Origin of the sequence: Thermomonas brevis (assembly GCF_014395425.1) — a bacterium.
GTDB lineage: Bacteria > Pseudomonadota > Gammaproteobacteria > Xanthomonadales > Xanthomonadaceae > Thermomonas > Thermomonas brevis.
This window is the reverse complement of the sequence record NZ_CP060711.1, coordinates 1,058,107-1,078,882: the sequence shown is the minus strand read 5'-3', so window position 1 is coordinate 1,078,882 and position 20,776 is coordinate 1,058,107. Positions and strand designations below refer to the sequence as shown.

Annotated in this window: 27 protein-coding genes; 2 read left to right on the top strand and 25 right to left on the bottom strand. The window is 64.6% G+C overall.

Features of this window, described 5'->3' with window-relative positions; translation table 11 throughout:
- Positions 1-25 precede the first annotated feature (25 nt).
- The 13 genes from H9L17_RS05085 to H9L17_RS05025 all read right to left on the bottom strand — a co-directional run bounded on the left by H9L17_RS05085 (position 26) and on the right by H9L17_RS05025 (position 10,895).
- On the bottom strand, positions 26-1,183 hold the full coding sequence (locus H9L17_RS05085) for an HD-GYP domain-containing protein (RefSeq protein ID WP_187571260.1): 1,158 nt from the start codon (positions 1,181-1,183) through the stop codon (positions 26-28).
- A 58-nt stretch (positions 1,184-1,241) separates the two neighbouring features.
- Positions 1,242-2,969 carry a phosphoenolpyruvate--protein phosphotransferase gene (gene ptsP, locus H9L17_RS05080; RefSeq protein WP_187571259.1) on the bottom strand — a complete coding sequence of 576 codons (1,728 nt, stop codon included), beginning with the start codon at positions 2,967-2,969 and terminating at the stop codon, positions 1,242-1,244.
- Entirely contained in the window at positions 2,969-3,238 is a 270-nt protein-coding gene (locus tag H9L17_RS05075) for an HPr family phosphocarrier protein (RefSeq protein WP_187571258.1), read from the bottom strand. The genes ptsP and H9L17_RS05075 overlap by 1 nt, the downstream gene beginning before the upstream one ends.
- A gap of 36 nt (positions 3,239-3,274) precedes the next feature.
- Positions 3,275-3,667 (bottom strand): PTS sugar transporter subunit IIA, encoded by a 393-nt coding sequence (locus H9L17_RS05070; protein ID WP_187571257.1) that lies wholly within the window; start codon positions 3,665-3,667, stop codon positions 3,275-3,277.
- Between the two features lie 144 nt (positions 3,668-3,811).
- Complete coding sequence (rapZ, locus tag H9L17_RS05065) at positions 3,812-4,681, bottom strand: RNase adapter RapZ (protein WP_187571256.1); 870 nt, start codon at positions 4,679-4,681, stop codon at positions 3,812-3,814.
- Positions 4,678-5,634, bottom strand: coding sequence for an HPr(Ser) kinase/phosphatase (gene hprK, locus H9L17_RS05060; RefSeq protein ID WP_187571255.1), 957 nt, complete (start codon positions 5,632-5,634; stop codon positions 4,678-4,680). Before hprK ends, rapZ begins: the two co-directional genes overlap by 4 nt.
- Positions 5,635-5,673: 39 nt before the next feature.
- Positions 5,674-6,000, bottom strand: coding sequence for a ribosome hibernation-promoting factor, HPF/YfiA family (gene hpf / locus H9L17_RS05055; protein WP_187571254.1), 327 nt, complete (start codon positions 5,998-6,000; stop codon positions 5,674-5,676).
- A 60-nt stretch (positions 6,001-6,060) separates the two neighbouring features.
- Positions 6,061-7,467 (bottom strand): RNA polymerase factor sigma-54, encoded by a 1,407-nt coding sequence (locus tag H9L17_RS05050; protein ID WP_187571253.1) that lies wholly within the window; start codon positions 7,465-7,467, stop codon positions 6,061-6,063.
- Between the two features lie 112 nt (positions 7,468-7,579).
- A complete protein-coding gene (gene lptB / locus H9L17_RS05045) occupies positions 7,580-8,299 on the bottom strand; it encodes an LPS export ABC transporter ATP-binding protein (protein WP_187571252.1) in 720 nt (239 codons plus the stop codon).
- Positions 8,299-8,829: a lipopolysaccharide transport periplasmic protein LptA gene (lptA, locus tag H9L17_RS05040; RefSeq protein ID WP_187571251.1), complete on the bottom strand. Its 531-nt coding sequence runs from the start codon at positions 8,827-8,829 to the stop codon at positions 8,299-8,301. The genes lptB and lptA overlap by 1 nt, the downstream gene beginning before the upstream one ends.
- On the bottom strand, positions 8,813-9,367 hold the full coding sequence (gene lptC, locus H9L17_RS05035) for an LPS export ABC transporter periplasmic protein LptC (RefSeq protein ID WP_187571250.1): 555 nt from the start codon (positions 9,365-9,367) through the stop codon (positions 8,813-8,815). The genes lptA and lptC overlap by 17 nt, the downstream gene beginning before the upstream one ends.
- Positions 9,364-9,909, bottom strand: coding sequence for a KdsC family phosphatase (locus tag H9L17_RS05030; protein ID WP_187571249.1), 546 nt, complete (start codon positions 9,907-9,909; stop codon positions 9,364-9,366). Before H9L17_RS05030 ends, lptC begins: the two co-directional genes overlap by 4 nt.
- Positions 9,909-10,895, bottom strand: a complete 987-nt coding sequence (locus tag H9L17_RS05025; protein WP_187571248.1) for a KpsF/GutQ family sugar-phosphate isomerase — start codon at positions 10,893-10,895, stop codon at positions 9,909-9,911. Before H9L17_RS05025 ends, H9L17_RS05030 begins: the two co-directional genes overlap by 1 nt.
- A gap of 66 nt (positions 10,896-10,961) precedes the next feature.
- Here H9L17_RS05025 and H9L17_RS05020 point away from each other — a divergent pair, with 66 nt between their 5' ends.
- Both H9L17_RS05020 and murA read left to right on the top strand, forming a co-directional pair.
- Positions 10,962-11,195, top strand: coding sequence for a BolA family protein (locus tag H9L17_RS05020; RefSeq protein ID WP_187571247.1), 234 nt, complete (start codon positions 10,962-10,964; stop codon positions 11,193-11,195).
- Positions 11,195-12,451 (top strand): UDP-N-acetylglucosamine 1-carboxyvinyltransferase, encoded by a 1,257-nt coding sequence (gene murA / locus H9L17_RS05015; RefSeq protein ID WP_187571246.1) that lies wholly within the window; start codon positions 11,195-11,197, stop codon positions 12,449-12,451. The genes H9L17_RS05020 and murA overlap by 1 nt, the downstream gene beginning before the upstream one ends.
- A gap of 12 nt (positions 12,452-12,463) precedes the next feature.
- Here murA and H9L17_RS05010 read toward each other — a convergent pair whose 3' ends face one another.
- From H9L17_RS05010 to H9L17_RS04955, 12 genes are all read right to left on the bottom strand, one after another.
- A complete protein-coding gene (locus tag H9L17_RS05010) occupies positions 12,464-12,817 on the bottom strand; it encodes a TfoX/Sxy family protein (RefSeq protein WP_187571245.1) in 354 nt (117 codons plus the stop codon).
- Positions 12,818-12,827: 10 nt separating this feature from the next.
- Positions 12,828-13,205 carry a VOC family protein gene (locus H9L17_RS05005; RefSeq protein ID WP_187571244.1) on the bottom strand — a complete coding sequence of 126 codons (378 nt, stop codon included), beginning with the start codon at positions 13,203-13,205 and terminating at the stop codon, positions 12,828-12,830.
- 18 nt (positions 13,206-13,223) lie between these two features.
- Positions 13,224-13,598 (bottom strand): hypothetical protein, encoded by a 375-nt coding sequence (locus H9L17_RS15910; RefSeq protein ID WP_223158083.1) that lies wholly within the window; start codon positions 13,596-13,598, stop codon positions 13,224-13,226.
- A gap of 821 nt (positions 13,599-14,419) precedes the next feature.
- Positions 14,420-14,668 carry a hypothetical protein gene (locus H9L17_RS04995; RefSeq protein ID WP_187571243.1) on the bottom strand — a complete coding sequence of 83 codons (249 nt, stop codon included), beginning with the start codon at positions 14,666-14,668 and terminating at the stop codon, positions 14,420-14,422.
- Between the two features lie 619 nt (positions 14,669-15,287).
- Positions 15,288-15,608 carry a chorismate mutase gene (locus H9L17_RS04990; RefSeq protein WP_187571242.1) on the bottom strand — a complete coding sequence of 107 codons (321 nt, stop codon included), beginning with the start codon at positions 15,606-15,608 and terminating at the stop codon, positions 15,288-15,290.
- A gap of 59 nt (positions 15,609-15,667) precedes the next feature.
- On the bottom strand, positions 15,668-15,973 hold the full coding sequence (locus tag H9L17_RS04985; protein ID WP_187571241.1) for a hypothetical protein: 306 nt from the start codon (positions 15,971-15,973) through the stop codon (positions 15,668-15,670).
- A gap of 75 nt (positions 15,974-16,048) precedes the next feature.
- Positions 16,049-16,549, bottom strand: coding sequence for a hypothetical protein (locus H9L17_RS04980; protein ID WP_187571240.1), 501 nt, complete (start codon positions 16,547-16,549; stop codon positions 16,049-16,051).
- 796 nt (positions 16,550-17,345) lie between these two features.
- Positions 17,346-17,792, bottom strand: coding sequence for a hypothetical protein (locus tag H9L17_RS04975; protein WP_187571239.1), 447 nt, complete (start codon positions 17,790-17,792; stop codon positions 17,346-17,348).
- 82 nt (positions 17,793-17,874) lie between these two features.
- Entirely contained in the window at positions 17,875-18,333 is a 459-nt protein-coding gene (locus H9L17_RS04970) for a hypothetical protein (RefSeq protein WP_187571238.1), read from the bottom strand.
- A gap of 73 nt (positions 18,334-18,406) precedes the next feature.
- Complete coding sequence (locus H9L17_RS04965; protein WP_187571237.1) at positions 18,407-18,832, bottom strand: hypothetical protein; 426 nt, start codon at positions 18,830-18,832, stop codon at positions 18,407-18,409.
- A gap of 827 nt (positions 18,833-19,659) precedes the next feature.
- A complete protein-coding gene (locus tag H9L17_RS04960) occupies positions 19,660-20,208 on the bottom strand; it encodes a hypothetical protein (protein ID WP_187571236.1) in 549 nt (182 codons plus the stop codon).
- A gap of 78 nt (positions 20,209-20,286) precedes the next feature.
- The gene (locus tag H9L17_RS04955) at positions 20,287-20,742 is read right to left on the bottom strand and encodes a hypothetical protein (RefSeq protein WP_187571235.1); all 456 of its coding nucleotides are present in this window, start codon (positions 20,740-20,742) and stop codon (positions 20,287-20,289) included.
- Between the last annotated feature and the right edge of the window lie 34 nt (positions 20,743-20,776).

The window sequence follows — 20,776 nt, the reverse complement described above, 5'->3', positions numbered from 1 at the left end:
TCCCGCGTGCTTCGCGCGCGCCTCTTCAGTTCCACAGCGCCGCGATGTTCGGCAACAGGCCGGGATAGCGGCCGTGCGGCACCGAGTCGACGATCTGGAATTCCGCCGCGTGGGTGTCGCGCACCACGGCGACGCTGGCCCGGTAGCCTTCCGCCGTCATCAGCCGCGATACCTGCGGATGAGCGGCATCGCCGCCGCGGTGGAGGACGACGCCGATTTCGTCGTTGGCCAGCCGCACCAGCGTGCCCGGCGGATACACGCCCAGTTCCTTGATGAGCAATGTCGCCAGCGCTTCGTCGACCTGCTTGCCGCGCTCCAGGAAGATGTTGCGCAGCGCCATGCGCGCGGGAACGGCGTCGCGGTAGGTGCGCGGGCGCAGCATCGCCGTGTAGATGTCGACGATGCCCAGCAGCCGGGCCAGGTGTGGAATGCCGTCGCCGCGCAGGCCGTGCGGATAGCCGGAGCCGTCGAGGCGTTCGTGGTGGTGCAGCACGGCCTCCAGCCACAGCGGATCGTCGACGCTGGCGGCTTCCAGCATCCGCCGGCTCGCCTCCGGATGCGCGCGCACCTGGTCTAGCTGGTCGGCGCTGAGGCGTTCGCTCTGGCTGTTGAGCTGGGTGGCCAGCGGGCCCAGTGCGACATCGTAGGTCAGCGCCGCTCCGGTCAGCGCGGTCAGGGCGTCGGCGTCGAGATGCAGGGTGCGCGCGGCGAAGACGCAGATGATGGCGGCGTGGGCCTGGCGCGCGGCGTGGTCGTTCGGGTCGAGCTGCAACTGCATCGAGGCCAGCGCCGCGTCGGTGTCGCGGGCGAGGGCGTCGTCGATGCTGGCGGCCATCTGCGCCACCTGCTTGCCGATGCCGCTAGCGCTGCCGGCGAGCAGGCGCCGGTGCATTTGGCCGACGTCGCGCTGCAACTGGTCCATCGCTTCGAAGGGCGTGGGCGGCGCGCAAGGCGCGGGCGCGTCCGCCTGCGCGTCGTTGCCGCCGGCGGCGCACGCGCTGGCGATCAGGCAGTCGCGTTCCAGCAGGGTCTCCAGCTGGTTTTCGTTCTCGACGACGCCGCCGCGCTGCAGCAGCAGGATGCCGTGTCGGTCGTAGATCGCGCAGGCGAGCGGTTTGCCCACTTGCAGGTCGCCTTGCCTGAGCGGGCGCATGCCGGCCAGATTGACGGAGGTCTGGGCCATCGTGCGGTGCAGGTATGGTGTGGCCCCAGTGTGGCAGAAACCGCCGTGCGCCGTGCGCTCAATGCGTGCGTGATGCCTGGGCCGTCAACCAGGCTTCGATGCCGGCGCGGTTGCGCGCGCGCAGCAGGGCGGGCGCGGAGGCGCGCAGGCGTTCGAGGTCGCTGGCGCGGATCGTGCGGCGCACTTCCAGCAGCGTGGCCGGATGCAGGCTCAGTTCGGTCAGCCCCAGCGCCAGCAGCAGCGGGGTGAAGGCCGGATCGGCGGCGATCTCGCCGCAGACGGTGACCGGCCGGCCGCGGCGCTGGCCGATCCGCACCACGTCGCGCAGCACGCGCAGCACCGCCGGGTGCAGCGGCGAATACAGGCCGCCCAGCGCCTCGTTGGTGCGGTCGGCGGCGAGCAGGTATTGCACCAGGTCGTTGGTGCCGACCGACAGGAAATCGCAGATGCCGATGAAGGACGGCAGCGCCAGCGCCGCCGAGGGCACTTCGATCATCGCGCCCAGCGGCAGCTGCGCGGCGGTCTCGCGGCCTTCCGCGCGCAGCTCGCGCAGCACCTCGTCCAGTGCGGTGCGGACGGCGCGCATCTCCTCGCCGCCGCTGACCATCGGCACCAGCACGCGCACCGGGCCATAGCCGGAGGCGCGGGCGATGGCGCGCAGCTGGGTGCGCAGCAGGCCGTCGCGGGCCAGCGACAGGCGCACGCCGCGTAGGCCGAGCGCCGGATTGGGTTCGTCGCGCAGCGCCAGCCCGGTCTTGTCGGCCTTGTCCGCGCCGAGGTCGAGGGTGCGGATGGTGACGGTGCGCCCGGTCATCGCCAGCACCGCGTCGCGGTAGGCGTGGAACTGGGTGTCCTCGTCCGGCAGCTCGCTGCTGCCCAGGAACAGGAACTCGGTGCGGTACAGGCCGACGCCGGCCGCGCCCAGCGCGTGCGCCTCGGTCACGTCGTCGCGCGATTCCGCGTTCGCCCACAGCTTGACGTCGGTGCCGTCGAGAGTGCGGGTCGGTTCGCGCCGCAGGCGGTTGAGCTGGCGCTGCTCGCGGCGCGCCACCGCGACGCGCTGGTGGTGTTCGCGCAGGTCGGCGGCGTCCGGCTCCAGCACCACCAGGCCGGTGCCGCCGTCGATCGCCAGCACGTCGCCGTCGTTGACCTTCAGCAGCGCCTGCGCCGCGCCGACCACCAGGGGCAGGTGCAGGCTGCGGGCGAGGATCGCGCTGTGCGAGAGCGGGCTGCCGCCGGCGGTGATCACCCCGACCACGCCCTGCGCCTGCAGCTGCGCCAGTTCGGCGGGCGCGACGCTGTCGGTGACCAGGATCTCGCCGGACACGCCCTGCAATGCGGCCTTGTGGCTGTGCAGGGCGGCATGCAGGCGGCCGATCACCTGGTCGATGTCGTCGATGCGGCTGCGCAGGTAGGCATCGTCCATGCCTTCGAACACGGCGGCGATGCGGTTGCGCTGCAGGCGCAGGGCATAGTCGGCCGTATACAGGCCGGTGCGGACCAGCGCGTCGATGCCGGACAGCAGCTCGGGGTCGTCCAGCAGCAGCGCGTGGAGGTCGAGGAATTCGCCGATTTCGTGCGCCAGCGCGCCGTGCAGGCGCTCGCGCAGCTCGCGCATTTCCGCGCGCACGGTGTCCACGGCTTCGTGGAAGCGGGCCAGTTCGGCCTCGACGTCCTCCGCGCCGATCCGCGCTTCCTCGATGTCCAGCGCGTGCGGCAGGCGCACGCGGGCCCGTCCAAGCGCGCTGCCGCGCGCGGCGGCATTGCCGGACAGGAGCTGGCGCATCAGCCGTCCTCGTCGAAGCGGCGTTCGAACAGCGCGGCCACGGCCTCGGCGGCGGCCTGCTCGTCCTCGCCGTCGACGCGCAGCACCACCTCGGCGCCGGGACCGGCGGCCAGCAGCATCACGCCCATGATGCTCTTGGCGTTGACCTCGCGCCCGCGCGCCTCCAGCGTGGCCTGGCAGCGGAAGCCGGACAGCAGCTGCACCAGCTTGGCGGTGGCGCGCGCGTGCAGGCCGAGGCGGTTGGTGATGGTGAGTTCGCGCCGGATCACGCGCCGTCTCCCGATGCGTTCGTGGTGGTGGGGTGGTCAGGCGTCATCGATGATCGCTCCGTTGCGCGCACCGGCGGCGGCGACCGCCGGCAGATCGTCCAGATCCAGTTCCGCGTAGTTCATCACCCGCAGCAGCATCGGCAGGCTGAGCGCGGAGACGCGCCGCACCGGCGTGCCGATCCGCGCCAGCCGCGCGGCGATATTGGCGGGGGTGGCGCCGTACAGGTCGGTCAGCACCAGCACGCCGTGGCCACCGTCGACCCGGCGCATCGCGGCGCTGGCCTGCGGCAGCAGCGCGTCCGGGTCGCCGTCGAACGGCACCTCGAACGCCTCGCAAGAAAGCGGCAGGTTGCGCAGCAGGCGCGTGGCGACCGCCAGCAGCGCGCTGCCGAAGCCTTCATGGGTGACGAGGAGGATGCCGACGGACATTGCGCAAAATTAGCAGACGCGGGCGACGCCGCGAAAGCGTTTTGCTTCCTTCCTTGCGCAGCAGGGGAGGGGCGAACGAGCGCCAGAGCAAACGCACCCCCTCCCAATCTCCCCTTGCGCGCAGCGCAGGGGGAGGGGGCCAGATCAGTCCAGCTCGCGGTGGTGCACGGCCACTTCCGCCCAGCCGGTGTCGCGGCAGTGCCGGGCCAGCCGTTCGGCCAGGTACACCGAGCGGTGGCGGCCGCCGCTGCAGCCGAAGGCGACGGTGACGTAGCTGCGGGTTTCCGAGCGCAGCCTGGGCAGCCAGGTGTCGAGGAAGCCCTGCACCTGGGCGACGTAGGCGACCACGTCGGGTTCCGCGTCGAGGTGTTCGCGCACCTCGGCGTCGCGCCCGGACAGCGGCCGCAGGCGCGCATCCCAGTGCGGGTTGGGCAGCACCCGCGCGTCGAACACGAAGTCGGCGTCGGGCGGCACGCCGTGGCGATAGGCGAAGGACTGGAACAGCAGCGACAGCCCGGTGCCGGACAGGCCGAATTCCTCCAGCACGCGCCGGCGCATCTGGTGGACGTTGAGTTCGCTGGTGTCGATGCGGATGTCGGCGATCTGCCGCAGCGGCTTGAGCGCCTGCCGGTCCAGCGAGATCGCGTCGGCCAGCACCAGCCCGAGATGGCTGAGCGGATGCCGGCGGCGGGTGTCGGCGTAGCGGCGCAGAATCACGTCGTCGCGCGCTTCCAGGTACAGCAGGCGCGGATTGGCGCCGAGCGCGCCGACCTGCGACAGCGCGGTCGGCACTTCCGCCAGATCGCCGAGGCTGCGCGCGTCGATGACCACCGCGACCTTCGACGGTGCCGATTCGCTGGCCTGCAGCATGCGCACGAACTCCGGCAGCAGCTCTGCCGGCAGGTTGTCCACGCAGTAGTAGCCGAGGTCCTCCAGCGTGTGCAGCGCGCCCGACTTGCCCGAGCCGGACATGCCGCTGACGATCAGCATGGTCGGCGTGTCCCCGGTGCTCATTGCGCGGCGTGCTCCAGGAAGTGGCTGTGGCGGGCCATGAACGCGGCGGCCGGGTCGATGCCCTTGCTGCGCAGGATGTGCATGCGGGTGGCGGCCTCGGTGAGCACGGCCAGGTTGCGGCCGGCCATCACCGGGATGGTGATCATCGGCACGTCGAGGTCGAGTACGCGGCGGATGCCGAGGTCGCCGGTCAGCCGCTCCATCCCGCTCGGGCTGGGTTCCAGCGACGGCCGGCTGAGGTGCACGATCAGGCGCAGGTACTTGTTCCGCTTGACCGCGGTGTCGCCGAACATCTGCCGGATGTTGAGCACGCCGAGGCCGCGCAGCTCCAGCATGTCCTGCAGCAGTTCGGGGCAGGCGCCGTCGAGCACGTCGGGCGCGATCTGGGTGAACTCCGGCGCGTCGTCGGCGACCAGCCGGTGGCCGCGGGTCACCAGCTCCAGCGCCAGTTCGCTCTTGCCGGAGCCGGATTCGCCGGTGATCAGCACCCCGATCGAATAGATCTCCATGAACACGCCGTGCAGCGTGACCCGCGGCGCCAGCGTGCGCGCCAGCATGTACTGGAGGTGGTTGAGCAGTTCGTGGCCGCGGCGCGGCGACACCCACAGCGGCGTGTCGGATTCCTCGGCGGCGATGCGCAGGTCTTCCGGGCAGGACTGGTTCTTGCTGATGACCAGCGCCAGCGGGCGGAAGTCGATGATCTTGTGGATGGTCTCCCAGCGCTGGCGGGCGTCCAGCCCGTCCAGCCATTCCAGTTCCTCGGTGCCGAGGATCTGCACGCGATTGGGATAGATGGCGTTGAGGTAGCCCGCCAGCGAAGGCCGGCGGGCCACCGTGTCCACCGCTTCCAGCACGCGCTGGCCGCCGGATTCCTGCCCGGCCAGCCAGCGCAGCGCCAGCCGTTCCTGCTGGTTGGCGAACAGTTCGGCGGCGGTGATGCGGGCCGCGCTCACGGGGCGGCGACCGGTTGGAGGAATGTCATCGGGAGACTTTCAATCGAAGGCGCTGCTCTTGGCCAGGCCTTCGCTGCGGCGCTGCTCCATCTGCTTTTCCTTGTGCTTCACCAGCAGGCGGTCGAGCTTGTCCACCAGCAGGTCGATGGCCGCGTACATGTCCGCGCCGGAGGCGTCCGCGTGCAGGGTGCGGCCGGCCAGCGTGGCCGTGGCTTCGGCCTTGTGCGCGGGCTTTTCCAGCCCGAGCTGGACGCGGATCGCGCAGTCGCCCTCGAAGTGCCGGCCGAGGCGCTCGCAGCGGTTTTCCACGTAGCTGCGCAGGGCGGGCGTGACCTCCATCTGCTGGCCGTAGGTTTCGATCTGCATCTTGACCTCCTTCTGCAATGGGCCGCGGACGGGGTGCCCGCGGCGGGGGCGCGCACCGGCTCAGCCGATGCGCACGCGTTCGTGCGACGCCGGGATCTGCAGGGCTTCGCGGTATTTCGCCACCGTCCGCCTCGCCACCGGCACGCCTTCCACCTTCAACGTATCGGCAAGCCGCGCATCCGACAAGGGCTTGCGCGGGTTCTCGCCGGCCACCAGCTGGCGGATGCGGTCCTGGATGGCGGTGCTGGACGCGCTGCCGCCATCAAAGGTGTCGATGCCGGAAGCGAAGAAGTCGCGCAGCGGCATGGTGCCGCGCGGGGTGCGCACGTATTTGCGGGCGATCACGCGCGACACGGTGGACTCGTGCAGGCCCAGCTCCGCCGCCACGCTGCGCAGGGTCAGCGGGCGCAGCGCCTGCGGGCCGAACTCCAGGAACGCGGCCTGCTCGCGCACCAAGCAGCGCACCACCCGGAGCAGGGTGTCGGCGCGCGATTCCAGCCCCTTCAGCAGCCAGCGGGCTTCCTGCAGGTGGCCGCGCAGGTAGTCGGCATCGTCCGCGCTGGCGTGGCGGATCATCTGCTGGTAGTCGCGCTGGATGGCGACGCGCGGCAGCGCGCCGGCCGCCAGCGCCGCCCGCCACAGGCCGTGTTGACGCCAGATCACGCAGTCGGGGCTGACGTAGGTGCCGGCGGGCAGCGCGCCGTGCTGGGCGCCGGGGCGCGGGTCCAGCGTGCGCAGCAGCTGCACCGCGGTTTCCGCCTCGGGCGCGGCGCAGCCGAGCGCCGTGCAGACACCGCCGATGCCGATCTTCGGCAGCTGCTGCAACGGCCCCGCCGCGATCGCGAAGGCGGCTTCCCGGCCCGGCGTGTCCTCCGGCAAGGCGCGCAGCTGCAGGCGCAGGCATTCGCCCAGGTCGCACGCACCCACGCCGATCGGATCGAACTGCTGGATGCGGTGCAGCACCGGCAGCATCTCGTCCGGCGTCGTCTCGAGGTCGGGGCGCAGGCTGGCGGCCAGCGCGGCGAGGTCCTCGCGCAGGTAGCCGTCGTCGTCGATGGCGTCGATCAGGGCGATGCCGATGCGGGTGTCGCGCGGGCTGAAATGGCCCAGGTGCAATTGCCACAGCAGATGATCCTGCAGGGTTTCCTCGGCGCTCGGATGGTCGGTCTCGCCGTGGTCGCCGTGGTACGCGCCGGGGGATTCCTGCCACGGCTCGGCGTCGTGCTCCCACGGCGGTTCCGGCTCGGGCGCGGCTTCCGCGACGGTTCCGTTGTCCGCTTCGCCCTGCGGCGATGGTGCGGGTTCGGCGCCTGCTTCCTGCCAGTCCAGCAGCGGGTTGTTGGCCACCGCCTCGGCCACCTCGGCTTCCAGTTCGGTCGCGGACAGCTGGAGCAGGCGGATCGCCTGACGCAGTTGCGGGGTCAGGACCAGGTGCTGCTGCGTCGCGGCGGACAGGCGTTGCTTCATTCGCCCGCAGCATAGCGCCCGCGATGCGAAAAGAATGTTCGGAGCGCGTTGTTTCCGGCGTCGCGATGCCGCCTGCCACCGGCAGCGGGCGGGGGACGCAAGGAACGCCGCGTTACAGCCGGAAGCTGTCGCCCAGGTAGACCCGGCGCACGTCCGGGTTCTCCAGCAGCTCGGCGGGCGAACCCTGCGCCAGCACGCCGCCTTCGGCAAGGATGTAGGCGCGGTCGCAGATGCCCAGCGTTTCGCGCACGTTGTGGTCGGTGATCAGCACGCCGATGCCGCGCTGCTTGAGGTGGCGGACGATGCGCTGGATCTCGTTCACCGAAATCGGATCGACGCCGGCGAAGGGCTCGTCCAGCAGGATCATGCGCGGTTTGCCGGCCAGCGCGCGGGCGATCTCCACGCGCCGCCGCTCGCCGCCGGACAGGCTGGCGCCGAGCTGCTCGGTGACGTGACCGATCTGCAGTTCGTCCAGCAGCGCGTTCAATTCGTGCTCGCGGCCGTCCTCATCCAGATCCGGACGCAGCTCCAGCACCAGCCGGAGGTTGTCGGCCACGCTGAGCTTGCGGAACACCGACGGCTCCTGCGGCAGGTAGCCCAGGCCGAGGCGCGCGCGCGCGTACATCGGCTGGTCGGTGATGTCCTTGCCGTCCAGCAGGATGCGGCCGGCGTCGGCGGGCACCAGGCCCACGATCATGTAGAAGCAGGTGGTCTTGCCGGCGCCGTTCGGGCCGAGCAGGCCGACCACTTCGCCGGGCTTCAGGGTCAGCCCGAAGTCGCGCACGACCTCGCGCGCGCGGTAGCGTTTGCGCAGCCCCTCGGCGACCAGCATCAGGGCGAGCCCTTGCCGCCGCTCTGGCCGCCGCCCTGCGCGTCCTTCGGCAGGATCCGCATCTTGACCCGGCCGCCGTTGCCGCCGCTTTCCATCTGCCCGGTCTTGAGGTTGTAGACCACGCGCTCGCCGCTGAGGTTGCCGCGCCGCTGGGCGATGTTGACGTTGCCGGTGAACACGATCACCTCGTTGCGCATGTCGTAGTCGACGTTGGCCGAGCGCGCGTCGATGTGGTCGCCGTCGTCCATTTCCTGCTGCAGGGTGACGCCGCCGCTGAGCTGGGCGCGGCTGGGGTTGCCGCCCGCCTGGGTGACCACCGCCTTCTCCGACTGGATGCGCAGCGTGCCCTGGGTGATCGACACCTTGCCGGTCAGGGTGCAGACGGCGTTCTGGCCGGTTTCGCACACGCCGCTGGCGGACTCGATGTCCATCGGCTGGCTGCGGTCGGAGGTGCGCGCGCCGGCGCTGCCGAAGGCGGCCAGGAGTGCCAGTGCCAGCGTGCCGGCGGCGATGTCAGTGGGACGGAACATAACGGGTGTGCACCTGCGAAAGGAGGGAAACCTGCTGGCGGTCGAAATCCGCCTCCAGTCCCAAGCCGCGCATTGTAAGTCCGGGGCGGGTGACGGTCACTTCCTCGGTGGTCCGGGCGAGGTTCGCGCGCATGTCCAGGGTCAGCCGGTCGGTTTCGATGCGGGTGGCCGGCGGCGCGTCCGGCGGGCTGTCGGCGCGGACCTGCCCGCGCAGTTCGAGCTGGTTGCCGTCGGCGGGGACGAAGCCCTGCTGCGCCTGCACGTCCCAGTAGCGGCCGCTGCGGTCCGGCACCTGGAACCGGGGCGTGGCGAGGGTCATGGTCTTGTCGGCCGGATCGCGCTGCAGCACCGGGCCGCGCAGGGTGAACGACTCGCGGCCCTGCTTGTCCAGCGAGGTGATCTCGTAGTCGCGCAGCACGTAGTCCGGGCGCGTGCGCAGGACGTCGTCCCCGCCCGGATGCGACATCCGCCAGACCTGCCAGCCGCTGGCGATCGCGCCCAGCAGCAGGACCACGGTGAGGGTCAGGCGCCAGTTCACGGATGCTCGCCGTGTTCGAGGAGGGCGTCGACGCGGCCCTGCGCGTGCAGCAGCAGGTCGCAGGCGTCGCGCGCCGCGCCGTCGCCACCACGGTGCGGGGTGGTCCAGTGCACCGACGGCAGGATCCACGGATGCGCGTTGGCCGGGGCGATCGCCAGGCCGACGCCGCGCAGGGTGGCGAGATCCGGCAGGTCGTCGCCCATGAACGCAGCCTCGTCCATGCCGATGCCCATCTCCGCGGCGATCCGGCGCATGCAGTCCAGCTTGCCGCGCTCGCCGATGTGCAGGCGCGCGACCTTCAGCTCGCGCCCGCGCGCCAGCGTTACCTCGCTGTGGCGCGCGCTGACCAGCGCGACCTCGATGCCGGCCTGGCGCAGCAGCACCAGACCCAGCCCGTCCTGCACGTGGAAGCGCTTGTGCTCGCGGCCGTCGCCGTCGAACTGCAGGCCGCCGTCGGTCAGGGTGCCGTCGACGTCGAAGCCGATCAGGCGGATGCGCGCGGCGCGTTCGAGCACGTCGGCGGGGAAGGCGGGCATCGTCATCACACCACCCGCGCGCGCAGCAGGTCGTGGATGTTGAGCGCGCCGACCACGCGGCGCTCGCCGTCGAGCACCAGCAGCGCGTTGATCTGGTGCGCCTCCATCAGCTGCGCGGCCTCCACCGCCAGCGCGTCGGCGCCGATGGTGCGCGGGGTGCGGGTCATCTCCGCGTCGATGCGGGTCGCGCGCAGGTCGACGCGTGCGTCGTCCAGGCTGCGGCGCAGGTCGCCGTCGGTGTACAGGCCGAGCAGGCGGCCGTCGCCGTCGACCACCGCGGTCATGCCCAGCCGCTTGCGGCTCATCTCCATCAGCGCCTCGCTGAGGGTGGCCTCCGGCCCGACCCGCGGTACCTCGTCGCCGACGTGCATCACGTCGGTGATGTGCAGCAGCAGGCGCCGGCCCAGCGCGCCGGCCGGGTGCGAGCGGGCGAAGTCGTCGGCGGTGAAGCCGCGCGCCTCCAGCAGCGCCACCGCCAGCGCGTCGCCCATCGCCAGCGTGGCGGTGGTGCTGGAGGTCGGCGCCAGCTTCAGCGGGCAGGCTTCGGCGGGCACACCGACGTCGAGGTGGATGTCGGCCTCGCGCGCCAGCGTCGACGCCTCGCGCCCGGTCATCGCGACCACCGTGTTGCCCTGGCGCTTCAGCGCCGGCAGCAGCAGCAGGATCTCGTCGCTCTCGCCGGAATAGGACAGCGCCAGCACGACGTCGGCGTCGGTGACCATGCCGAGGTCGCCGTGCGCGGCCTCGCCCGGATGCACGTAGAACGCCGGCGTGCCGGTGGAGGCGAGGGTGGCGGCGATCTTGCGCGCCACGTGGCCGGACTTGCCCATGCCGGTGCAGACCACCCGGCCGCGGCAGGCCAGCATCGCCCGGCAGGCGTCGCTGAACGCGCCGTCGACGCGCCCGCCCACGGCGGCCAGCGCCTCGCCCTCGATGGCGAACACGCGGCGGCCGCTGGCGGCGAAATCGAAGCTGTCGGGGCGGGCGGACATGGCGGAGGCTCGGCGGGATTCCGCTAAACTGGGCCGTTCAGTTTACGCGAGTCTCCCTGCCCAGCCATGAATGCCGACGCCATCCGCCAATTGATCGAAGCCGGCCTGCCCGGCGCACGCGCCGACGTGAACGGCGAGGACGGCGTGCATTTCGAAGCCACCGTGGTCTGCGCCGCGTTCGCCGGCAAGCTGCCGCTGGCCCGCCACCGCATGGTCTACGCGACCCTGGGCGAACGCATGGGCGGCGAGATCCACGCCCTGCAATTGCGCACCCTGACGCCCGAGGAGGCGGCCGCCTGATGCAGAAGATCATCGTCACCGGCGGCGCGCGCCTGCACGGCGAAGTCCGCATTTCCGGCGCCAAGAACGCGGTGCTGCCGATCCTGTGCGCCACCCTGCTGGCCGACGCGCCGGTGCGGATCACCAACGTGCCGCGCCTGCACGACGTGCTGACCACGGCCAAGCTGCTGGCCGGCCTCGGCGCGGGCGTCGTCCACGAGGGCGACGCGATGACCGTCGATCCGCGCAGCGTGAACAGCCACGTCGCGCCCTACGAACTGGTCAAGACCATGCGCGCCTCGGTGCTGGTGCTGGGGCCGCTGCTGGCGAAGTTCGGCGACGCCGAAGTCTCGCTGCCCGGCGGCTGCGCCATCGGTTCGCGCCCGGTCGACCTGCACATCAAGGGTCTGCAGGCGCTGGGTGCGGAAATCACGGTGGATCGCGGCTTCATCCACGCGCGCAGCGCCGGCCGGCTGAAGGGCGCGCGGCACGTGTTCGAGCTGGTCAGCGTCGGCGCCACCGAGAACGTGCTGATGGCCGCCGCGCTGGCGGACGGCACCACCGTGCTGGAAAACGCCGCGATGGAGCCGGAGATCGTCGATCTGGCCGACTGCCTCAACGCGATGGGCGCGAAGATCAGCGGTGCCGGCACGCCTCGCATCGTCGTCGAGGGCGTGGAGAAGCTTGGCGGCTGCGAGCACGCGGTGATCGCCGACCGCATCGAAACCGGCACCTTCCTGGTCGCCGCGGCGATGACCGGCGGCCGCGTCACCGCCACCCACACGCGCCCGGATACGCTGGACGCGGTGCTGGACAAGCTGCGCGAAGCCGGCGCGGACATTGCCATCGACGGCGACCGCATCACCCTCGACATGCACGGCAAGCGCCCGCGCGCGGTCAACCTCACCACCGCCCCGCACCCGGCGTTCCCCACCGACATGCAGGCGCAGTTCATGGCGCTGGACTGCGCGGCCGACGGCGTGGGCGTGATCAACGAAACGATCTTCGAAAACCGCTTCATGCACGTCAACGAACTGCTGCGCCTCGGCGCGGACATCCGCGTCGACGGGCATACCGCGGTGGTGCGCGGCGCCGCCAAGCTCAGCGGCGCGCCGGTGATGGCGACCGACCTGCGCGCCTCGGCCTCGCTGATCCTCGCCGGCCTGGTGGCCGAGGGCGAAACCACCATCGACCGCATCTACCACCTGGATCGCGGCTACGAGAACATCGAGGCCAAGCTGTCCGCGCTGGGCGCCGGCATCCGCCGCGTCGACTGATCGCGCCGCTTCTCAGCGGCGTCGCGCCGGCGCGGCCTTCGGCTTGCGCGGCGCGCGCGGTTTCGGCATGGGCATGAGGGCGGCGGTTTCCAGGATCAGCCGGCGCAGATTGTCGGCGTCGTCCAGCAATTCGTCGGCGACCGGATAGTCCTTGGCGCCGGGATAGGGCGGGCGCTGCGGCAGGTCGGGCGCGAGTTCCGCCGCCGCCGCGGACGGCTTGACGAACAGGCTGTTGTCGCAGGCGAAGGCGACCACCTTCTCGTCCACGTACAGCGCGTATTCGCCGAACATCTTCTTGTGGGTCAGGCGCTCGCCCAGCGCGAGTTGTTCCGCCACGTAGTCGATGAAGTCGCGATCGGTCGCCATGGCGCGCTCCTCACTGGCCTTCCGGCGGCTGCCACAGCTCCACCTTATTGCCTTCCGGATCGACGACCCAGCCGAACTTCCCGTATTCGGAATCGTGGGATTCGTCCAGCACCTCGCAGCCTTCCTCGCGAAGCTTCGCCAGCAGCGCGTCCAGATCCGCCACGCGGTAATTGACCATGAACGCCTTGCCAGGCGCGAAGTTCCCGCCGTCGCCGATCGACCACACCGTGGTGCCGCCGGTGGGAACATCGGCATCGTCGACCCAGCGGAACGCCGCGCCGCCCCACACCTGCACGTCGATCCCCAGATGCGCCTGGTACCAAGCGCGCAGCGCCGCGGGGTCTTTTGCGCTGAAGAAGATTCCGCCGATGCCGGTCACGCGCTTCATGGCTGCTCCGAAGAAAGGTCAGGTCGCCAATCTTGCCACCGTGTAGCTTTCTCCATCCGGCGCCACCACGCGCAGTGGTTGCCGGCTTGCCCGCGCTAGCAGCTCCGCCGCCGACAGGCCGGCATCGGGGCCACTGCCGGAAAGATCGATCGTGGCCTGAGGCAACCCTTCGATGGAGATCGCCGCGCGTTTGTGCGGCTCGCGCAGGATCTGCTTGTTGGCGATCTCCACCCGTCCCGCCATCAGCAGGCGCATGTCCTGGATCAGATAGGCGGCCAACTGGTCGTCGGCGATGTCGCTGCCCGGGATGTCCAACCGGAAATCCTGCGCGGACAGGCTGCCGCCGTTGGTGAAGTGGACGATGAAGTCGAATTTGACGCGGTGGTCGGTCATGGTGCCGGTGAATGCTTGATCTGAAGAGGCTGGATTACCGAAGGTCGGAAACTGTCCGGATCTATGACATGTGCGATGATGGTCAGGATGGATGAGAGTGCAGCGGCAACTGAGTAATGGGCTTCAAACACGGCGTAGAAATTTGCCGTCGCGCCCATGTCGGGTCGCTCGCGAGCAGGAAGTTCGGACGAGTGATCAGCTTGGCTTGCGGATGGCGAGTCAAATGTAACGGGTTGCCAAGAAAGCCTCGCTGTCAGAAAGTCGAATTTGAATTGCTGTAATTCTCTCGCACCGCCTCAATACCTGATTAAGCTGCAGCGGGAAGCGGCCTGGGCTTGAATGAACCGTTATGGCGTCGACGGAGTGTTGGTCAACAGTCGCTTGACTTTTGGTAGAGCCCACAAGCTTGCTCCAAACGCCAATGGATGCGTCAAGTAGAGGAGGCCTATGCCTGGGGTGCTCTTTAGGCTGACAGCACCATCAAGCATCGATCGCATGCCGATCAGGTCAAATAGCTGAAACGGCAAGCTCAGCAAGGCCAAGAACCCAAATGTTGTCAGCGCCAGAGCAAGGTACAGCCTGAGCTTCTTGTTGACTCCGCGAAGGTAGAACAAAGGCAAGGCTAGCGGCCAGATTGCGATTGCAAGAACTCCCATGCGTTGCGACCAGGAATCCGGTGCCGAAATCTGAAGCCGAAGCATGCTGTGAAACCAAGAGCAGGCTGCTTGTAATGGCCATGACACCGCGTCGCATAGGCTTCCTTTGCGTCCGAATACCTGAATTGAGCTGCGCCGCGAAGCGGCGTCGGCTTGAATGAACTGTTAGATCTTGCGTGTCGGAAACATGACCGCAACAAGCAGGCCCAACTCATTGCCCGCGACAAGTGGAGGGACGCCCAGTCTGGGGTTCTCAAAGAAATAGCGTGAGCCGACGTAAAACCCACCTAGAGTGAAGGCGCCAACTAGAAGGCGATCCATGAAACTGTGCTTGCCAGTGGTCTTGAAAGAAAGCCCGGAAACGATGGTCGTAGTGCCGCGATTCCGTTCAGCTCCATTGCGCGTGATGTCCATGCAATCAGCCCCCTAGCGATATTGTTTGGAAAGCAGCTAACGCCTGAGTTAAGCCATGCTGCGGAGCGGCATCGGCTTGAACGAATTGTTAGCCGCGGCGCCTTATCTCTGCATCTGCGCTGTCAGCGGCATGTGCTCGAATGACAGTGCCAACATGGTGCCTTTCCTTGATGGTCACACAGTAGTCTTCAAGACTGAGGGCGAGATCCATTTCTAGCCCGAAATAGTCCGCAATCCGCTTGGCGCCGATAGATCCGGACTTGATTGAGACGACAGAGGCGCTAACCGAGAGGTTTGGGTGCGCCGCTCGAATGTCCAGTAGTCTAGCAGCATGAGTTAGAACGTGATGCGGCTGTAGGTTTTTACCAACATGCTTGCACTCTATCAGTACGAGTTCGCCTGGCGAGTGAATTGAGACGTCGATCTGGTGGTTGTGCCCCGAGGCGCCACTGATTAAGTTGGAGCCACCGCCGCGAACAGATGTGCCGGGGGTTGTTCCGCAAAGATCGCTCATGAGCAGATTGACTAGGCTCTCGTACTCCGATGACTTGGTACTCTTCATAGTGGCTAACATCGGAATTAAGCCGCGCCACGAAGTGGCGTCGGCTTGAATGAATTGTTAGGGCCCACCCACGGTATTCTGAAGTGCGGCATGCTCAGCAAGTTCCGCATTGATGAAGCCAGAGATCATTGCCCGGTACACCTGCTCCGTAATGTCTGTATTAGCGCTTAGCTCTCCGGCCAGTGCTACGACCTTGCTTATTACCTGCTCCACGCGCTGAGGTGCACGAACATCATCTGTGGATTTCTTGAACTTGGCGGCTTGCTTGACGTAGCCGCCACGCTCGGCCAAGAGGGCGACAATCTGACGGTCGATGCGATCAATATTTGATCGAACATCATCAAGCGAATTACAGATCGAGATTTCAGGATTCTTCATATGGGCCCTAACGCCTGAGTTAAGCCGCACCACGAAGTGGCGTCGGCTTGAACGAATTGTTAGACGGCATCCAGCGAGGTGATGCTCTCTGTCAGCGATCTCAAGGTGTCGTAAATATTGCCAGCCCCTGTGTTGGCTGCACCTATCATAACTTGCCCCGATTCTGTGATGCTGAAGAGGTCGCCGTTGGCTTCAAGAAGGTCATGTTGTGTCAGAAAGCAGACAGCCATGTCTATGTCACTCTCAAGAGGTTCCACTTGGTGAATGGCATCCGCGGAATGTACGACCTCTTGTCGATCAACTGGATTCTTGTCCCAGAACCATATTGCTAGAAAGATCCATGCGATGCGGTCGGTGGCGGTCATGCTTGTGCGGTCTAACGCCTGAATTAAGCCGGCCCGCGAGGCGGGCTCGGCTTGAATGAATTGTTAGGCGAATACCTAGAATGCGCTTGCAATTGCATTCTGAACTGCACGTACTGCAAATACGTTTGAATCATGCCCTGCGTCAGCAACTTCGCCAAATCCAGATCCTGAGCCCCACGTAATTGTTGGCTTCTGGAATGCTTTTCCAGTAACACGGAATTGATACGTTCCGCTCACATTTCTATTTTCAACGCCGCCTAGGTTAGACGAAATTTTTTGGCATGGAATATCCCAACCTTGGCGAGTGTAAGAGCCAGAGTAGGTGACAGACATAACCGCAGTATCGCCCTCCAATTTTCCAGAGACGCCAGTAATCTGGACATTGGATTCAAGGGTGTCTCCTTTGCATCCAATTCTTATTTTGGTAATTCCTATGTCTTGATTTACGTCGTGCCTTCTATCCTCGGAAGAGGAGCCAATGCGACCATTTAAAACAGCACTAAGATCTTCGACCGAACCGGCTTGCGATGCTGTTGAAGCAGAGAGAAGTAAAGCAAACAAAGCAATCTTATTCATTTCCTTGTCCCCGGTTTGAGGTCATTGGTAGAGGTGACCCCTTCCTCTGTGCCTAACGCCTGAATTAAGCCGCGCCGCGAAGCGGCGTCGGCTTGAATGAATTGTTAGGTGCGCTACCTGCGGTATGCGCGCCAAGCAAACAGTGCGAACAACGCACCCGCGACTATGTGAAATATAACGATGAGCCAGAATTGTGATGGATTGTCTGCAGCAGTGTAGAACTGTCCCGCGATTCTGCTGTAGCGCCCAAGGCCAGATGCTCGTCCTGATGAGATGCAACAAGTTGCCAAGTACAAAAACAGTGCTGCGCCAGTTGAACAAAGCGCGATCTCGAAATGGCGACCGATTACGGCAGAGTAGGGGTTGCTTGGCATGCCCGTTGCGCACCTAACGCCTGAGTTAAGTCGGACCGTTTTCTGGCCGCGACGATGGCTCACTATACGATGCCACGTCGTGGCCACAAAACGGTCTCGGCTTGAACGAACTGTTAGGCAGAGACCATCCGGGCTTTTGGCCGCAACCACCGTGATATCCGACAGAGCATGGCACTGCGCGTGCCTGAGATGAAGGCGGGCTATACGAATTGTCCCGAAGCGACCAAGCGTGAAAGGTGGCAGGTAACGCCGCACACGTTGCGGGCTGTTTGCGAGAAGCCGTCCCACAGGCGGAGTGCAGCCGCTCTGAGGCTGCGCGGAGCATGTGGCCATGACTGGTTGCGGTGAGGTGAGAAGCGATGAACGCGCGGACGAGCTTTAGCAATTGCGAAGATTTTGCATGGCTCTGCCTAACGCCTGAATTAAGCCGCGCCGCGAAGCGGCGTCGGCTTGAATGAATTGTTAGGGCGCACTTGTTGCGGTGCCGCACTGTCTAGCTGGGTTGGGGAACTAAGGGATATAGCAACTAGTGCTTTAAACCGGTCGAGTTCAGATTTTGGCGCACGAATAGCTAGAAGGTCGAAGATGGAATTGCGTGAGAACAGAGCATTCATTCCAGACCAAGCAAGCCCAAATCTGACCATCTCTGAGACGCTGGGCGTTTTCTTTGCCCTGCGCATTAAGCGGCTACTGTAATCAATGTCTAGCGCGGCAGCTCTGCGTGTCCAGTCCGACGCAATTCCAAAAGCAATCAGGAGCTCCGACTCTGTCGCTGTCGGTTCGTTAGGGTTTTCTGATTTCGAGGTCAGTTGCTTAGCGCATTCGCCGTATTTCTTTCCGGCGAGTTCAAGCTGTTGATTGGTTGCCATAAGGTTCGGTGTGCGCCCTAACGCCTGAATTAAGCCGCGCCGCGAAGCGGCGTCGGCTTGAATGAATTGTTAGGCAGCAGCCCTAGAAACTGATGCTCCACGAAGGATAGATGCCTGTGGCGCGCTGAAAGACTTGTTTTAGAGTCTGCTCAAGGATATGCCGGCGCTTAATATTGACGAAGACAAACTTGAATTGCTCTTTGAGGCTCTGAGCGACAAGTAGCTCGGCAGTCGTTAAAGCGAAGAAGTACTTTTGAAAATTTGGTCCGAGATCACGCCTAGTGGACTTGATTTCATAAATCATGATCCGCTTGATGTTCCTTTCCACATCATAAGAATCGTTAAGATTTATGGGCTTTCCCTTGATCTTAATGATGTCGTAGGCGCGACCGTAAACAACTTTTCCGGCCTTGGCTAGAGCAACAAGTATGCGCTTCTTCTGGGCGGGTGTCGGAACAATGAATCCCTTCTTAGACTTGACAAGCAAAGCGGCTGCTTGAGTCGCGGTGCTAGGGATCTTGGCTGTCTTCTTCTTGGCCATCGATGTACTCGGATGTGCTGCCTAACGCCTGAATTAAGCCGCGCCGCGAAGCAGCGTCGGCTTGAATGAATTGTTAGGCCGCAGCGCCAAGGGCAAAAAGATCCCTGATTGCAGCCATGGGAAAAGCCTTTGTGTAGATGAGCTCACGACGCCCGTCCTTGAAATGGATATACGCACCGATTGGCGCTTGTGAGATGGGCGCGACACGAGATGCCGATACCTCTGCGATGTTGGCGTATGACACCGTCCAAGATTTGCGCCAGGAGCGATATGTAATGTCGGAAGACGAGAAGGTAAGCTGATAACGAGAGAGCCAGATAAATACCACCACTAAGACCAAGAGACAAAGCACAGAAGGCGGCACCATTCCCTTGGCTTGGAATTGCACCCAGCCGAACCTGACCAGAACCGCTGCAATCGGTATCAGAGGTAGACCAAGCAGCCCTAACCATAGGGCATAGCTTCTAAATTCGGTTCTGTAAACGCGATCATCTTTCATGCGGCCTAACGCCTGAATTAAGCCGCGCCGCGAAGCAGCATCGGCTTGAACGAATTGTTAGGCAGCGACTGGCCGAGATGCAACACCGCAAGAACAAAGCGAAAACGCTCTTGTGTGGCCTGCCGATGCTTCTTGCAAAGAACTATCCCGCAGACGGAGTGCAGCCGCTCTAAGGCTGCACGGAGACTGTGGCCGAGGCTTTGAATGCTTGGGAATGCGGTCAACTTCAAGTTCCTTGATCCCGAACGATAAAGATCTAGTTCCAGCGCTGCCTAATGCCTGAATTAAGCCGCGCCACGAAGTGGCGTCGGCTTGAATGAATTGTTAGGGCGCAATCGCGTGGCTAGCCACTAGACGTTTGATTTTGGGTAGAACCCACAAGCTAGCCGCAAATGCCAATGGATGTGCCAAGTAGAGCACGCCAGCACCAGGAATGTTATCAGAGCTAAGTGAGCCGCCAAGTAGGGCCGGCAGACCGATCAAGCCCAGTAATTGAAATGGCGCGCTCAACAGGCCCGCAAGGCCAAAGGCTGTCAACGCCAGTACAAAGTACAACGTGAGCTTCCTACTGGATCCGCGAAGATAAAACAAAGGCAAGACCAGTGGCCAGATTGCGATCATAAATATTCCCGCCATTGCAATCAGGAACCCAATCCCAAAATCTGAAGCCGCAGCGGGAAACGAAACTAGAAAAAGAACCACTGCAATAAATCTTACAGCAACTCGCATAATTCTCCTTTGCGCCCTAACACCTGAGTTAAGCCGGCCCGCCCACGGAGAACCGGTTTTGCGTGGAGCCACGAAGCGGGCTCGGCTTGAACGAATTGTTAGGGCGCTGTTCCCATTCCTGCCGCCTCCAGCATTTCCTTTCCTTTCACAACTACGGACTTGACGAGCTCGCGAGATTCAGAAGGTTCAATCTTCTGTATCTCAGCGTCTCTTATTTCATCCGGGAGCTTCAACAAGTGAATTGCATAACCAGACAAAATCGGCGTGAAAACTTGGGAGAATCGCTCGCTTATCTTGTCGGCAATTTGGCCCATGGAGTTGGTAATAATTCTTCCTTGATTGTCACTTAGCGCTTGGACCTTCTGTTCAAGCTCGCATTTCTCGCCCTTGTGCTCTATTTCGAGCTCGCGGCGCACCATTTGTTCAATTCGATCTGGGGAGAACGCTTGGGAGTATTTGACAGCAGCATCCACTACGGCTGATTGACTGCTAATTGCTGTGGCTTGTTGTGAAACAACATTCTTTGTCTCTGTCAGCAACGTTCCTTGTCTTGCCAAGGCCTCGGACAAAAGACTCAAGCGGTAGCGTTGATATAAAAATAGCGCTACCAAACCTAGAAGATTGATTCCCGCTGTGATGTAGTCCACAACACCCCCTTAAATTTGGTTGCGCCCTAACACTTGAGTTAAGCCGCGCCGCGAAGTGGTGTCGGCTTGAATGAATTGTTAGGCATTGGCGGCAGCTTTGAAGATGCCAGGGCCAACCTGTACAGCAATTGGCTCAAACAGAGTCACGGAGTTGGATTTGGTGAAGAGTCCCTGCCGCTTAATGACATACGGGATGTATATGAGCCTTGAGAAGTCCTTGCTCTCAAGAAGGACTCGTATTCCGTCCGGAGCGGGCGGGTCGTACTCACGTGGGATGTTCACGTTTGCTGCTAGCGCGGCTGCGGCAATGGAGCCCTCGGCGGCGCTGGAAGAAAAAGCCTCTCCGAGAAGACGATGGATATCTTGTGCGGCGGGATGCTCCTCGCCATTGTAACCACCGGCAGCGCTTACTTTGTCGTCAAGGCCGAGCGTGGCGCCGAACGGATGGAACTCACCAGAGTTGGTAAGCATGGTCTTGCCGAAGTCGATGCAGTACCTCAGAAGCTCATGCAGTTTTTCTGGGGATGCGATCATGTTTGTTCCAACGCCTAACGCCTGAATTAAGCCG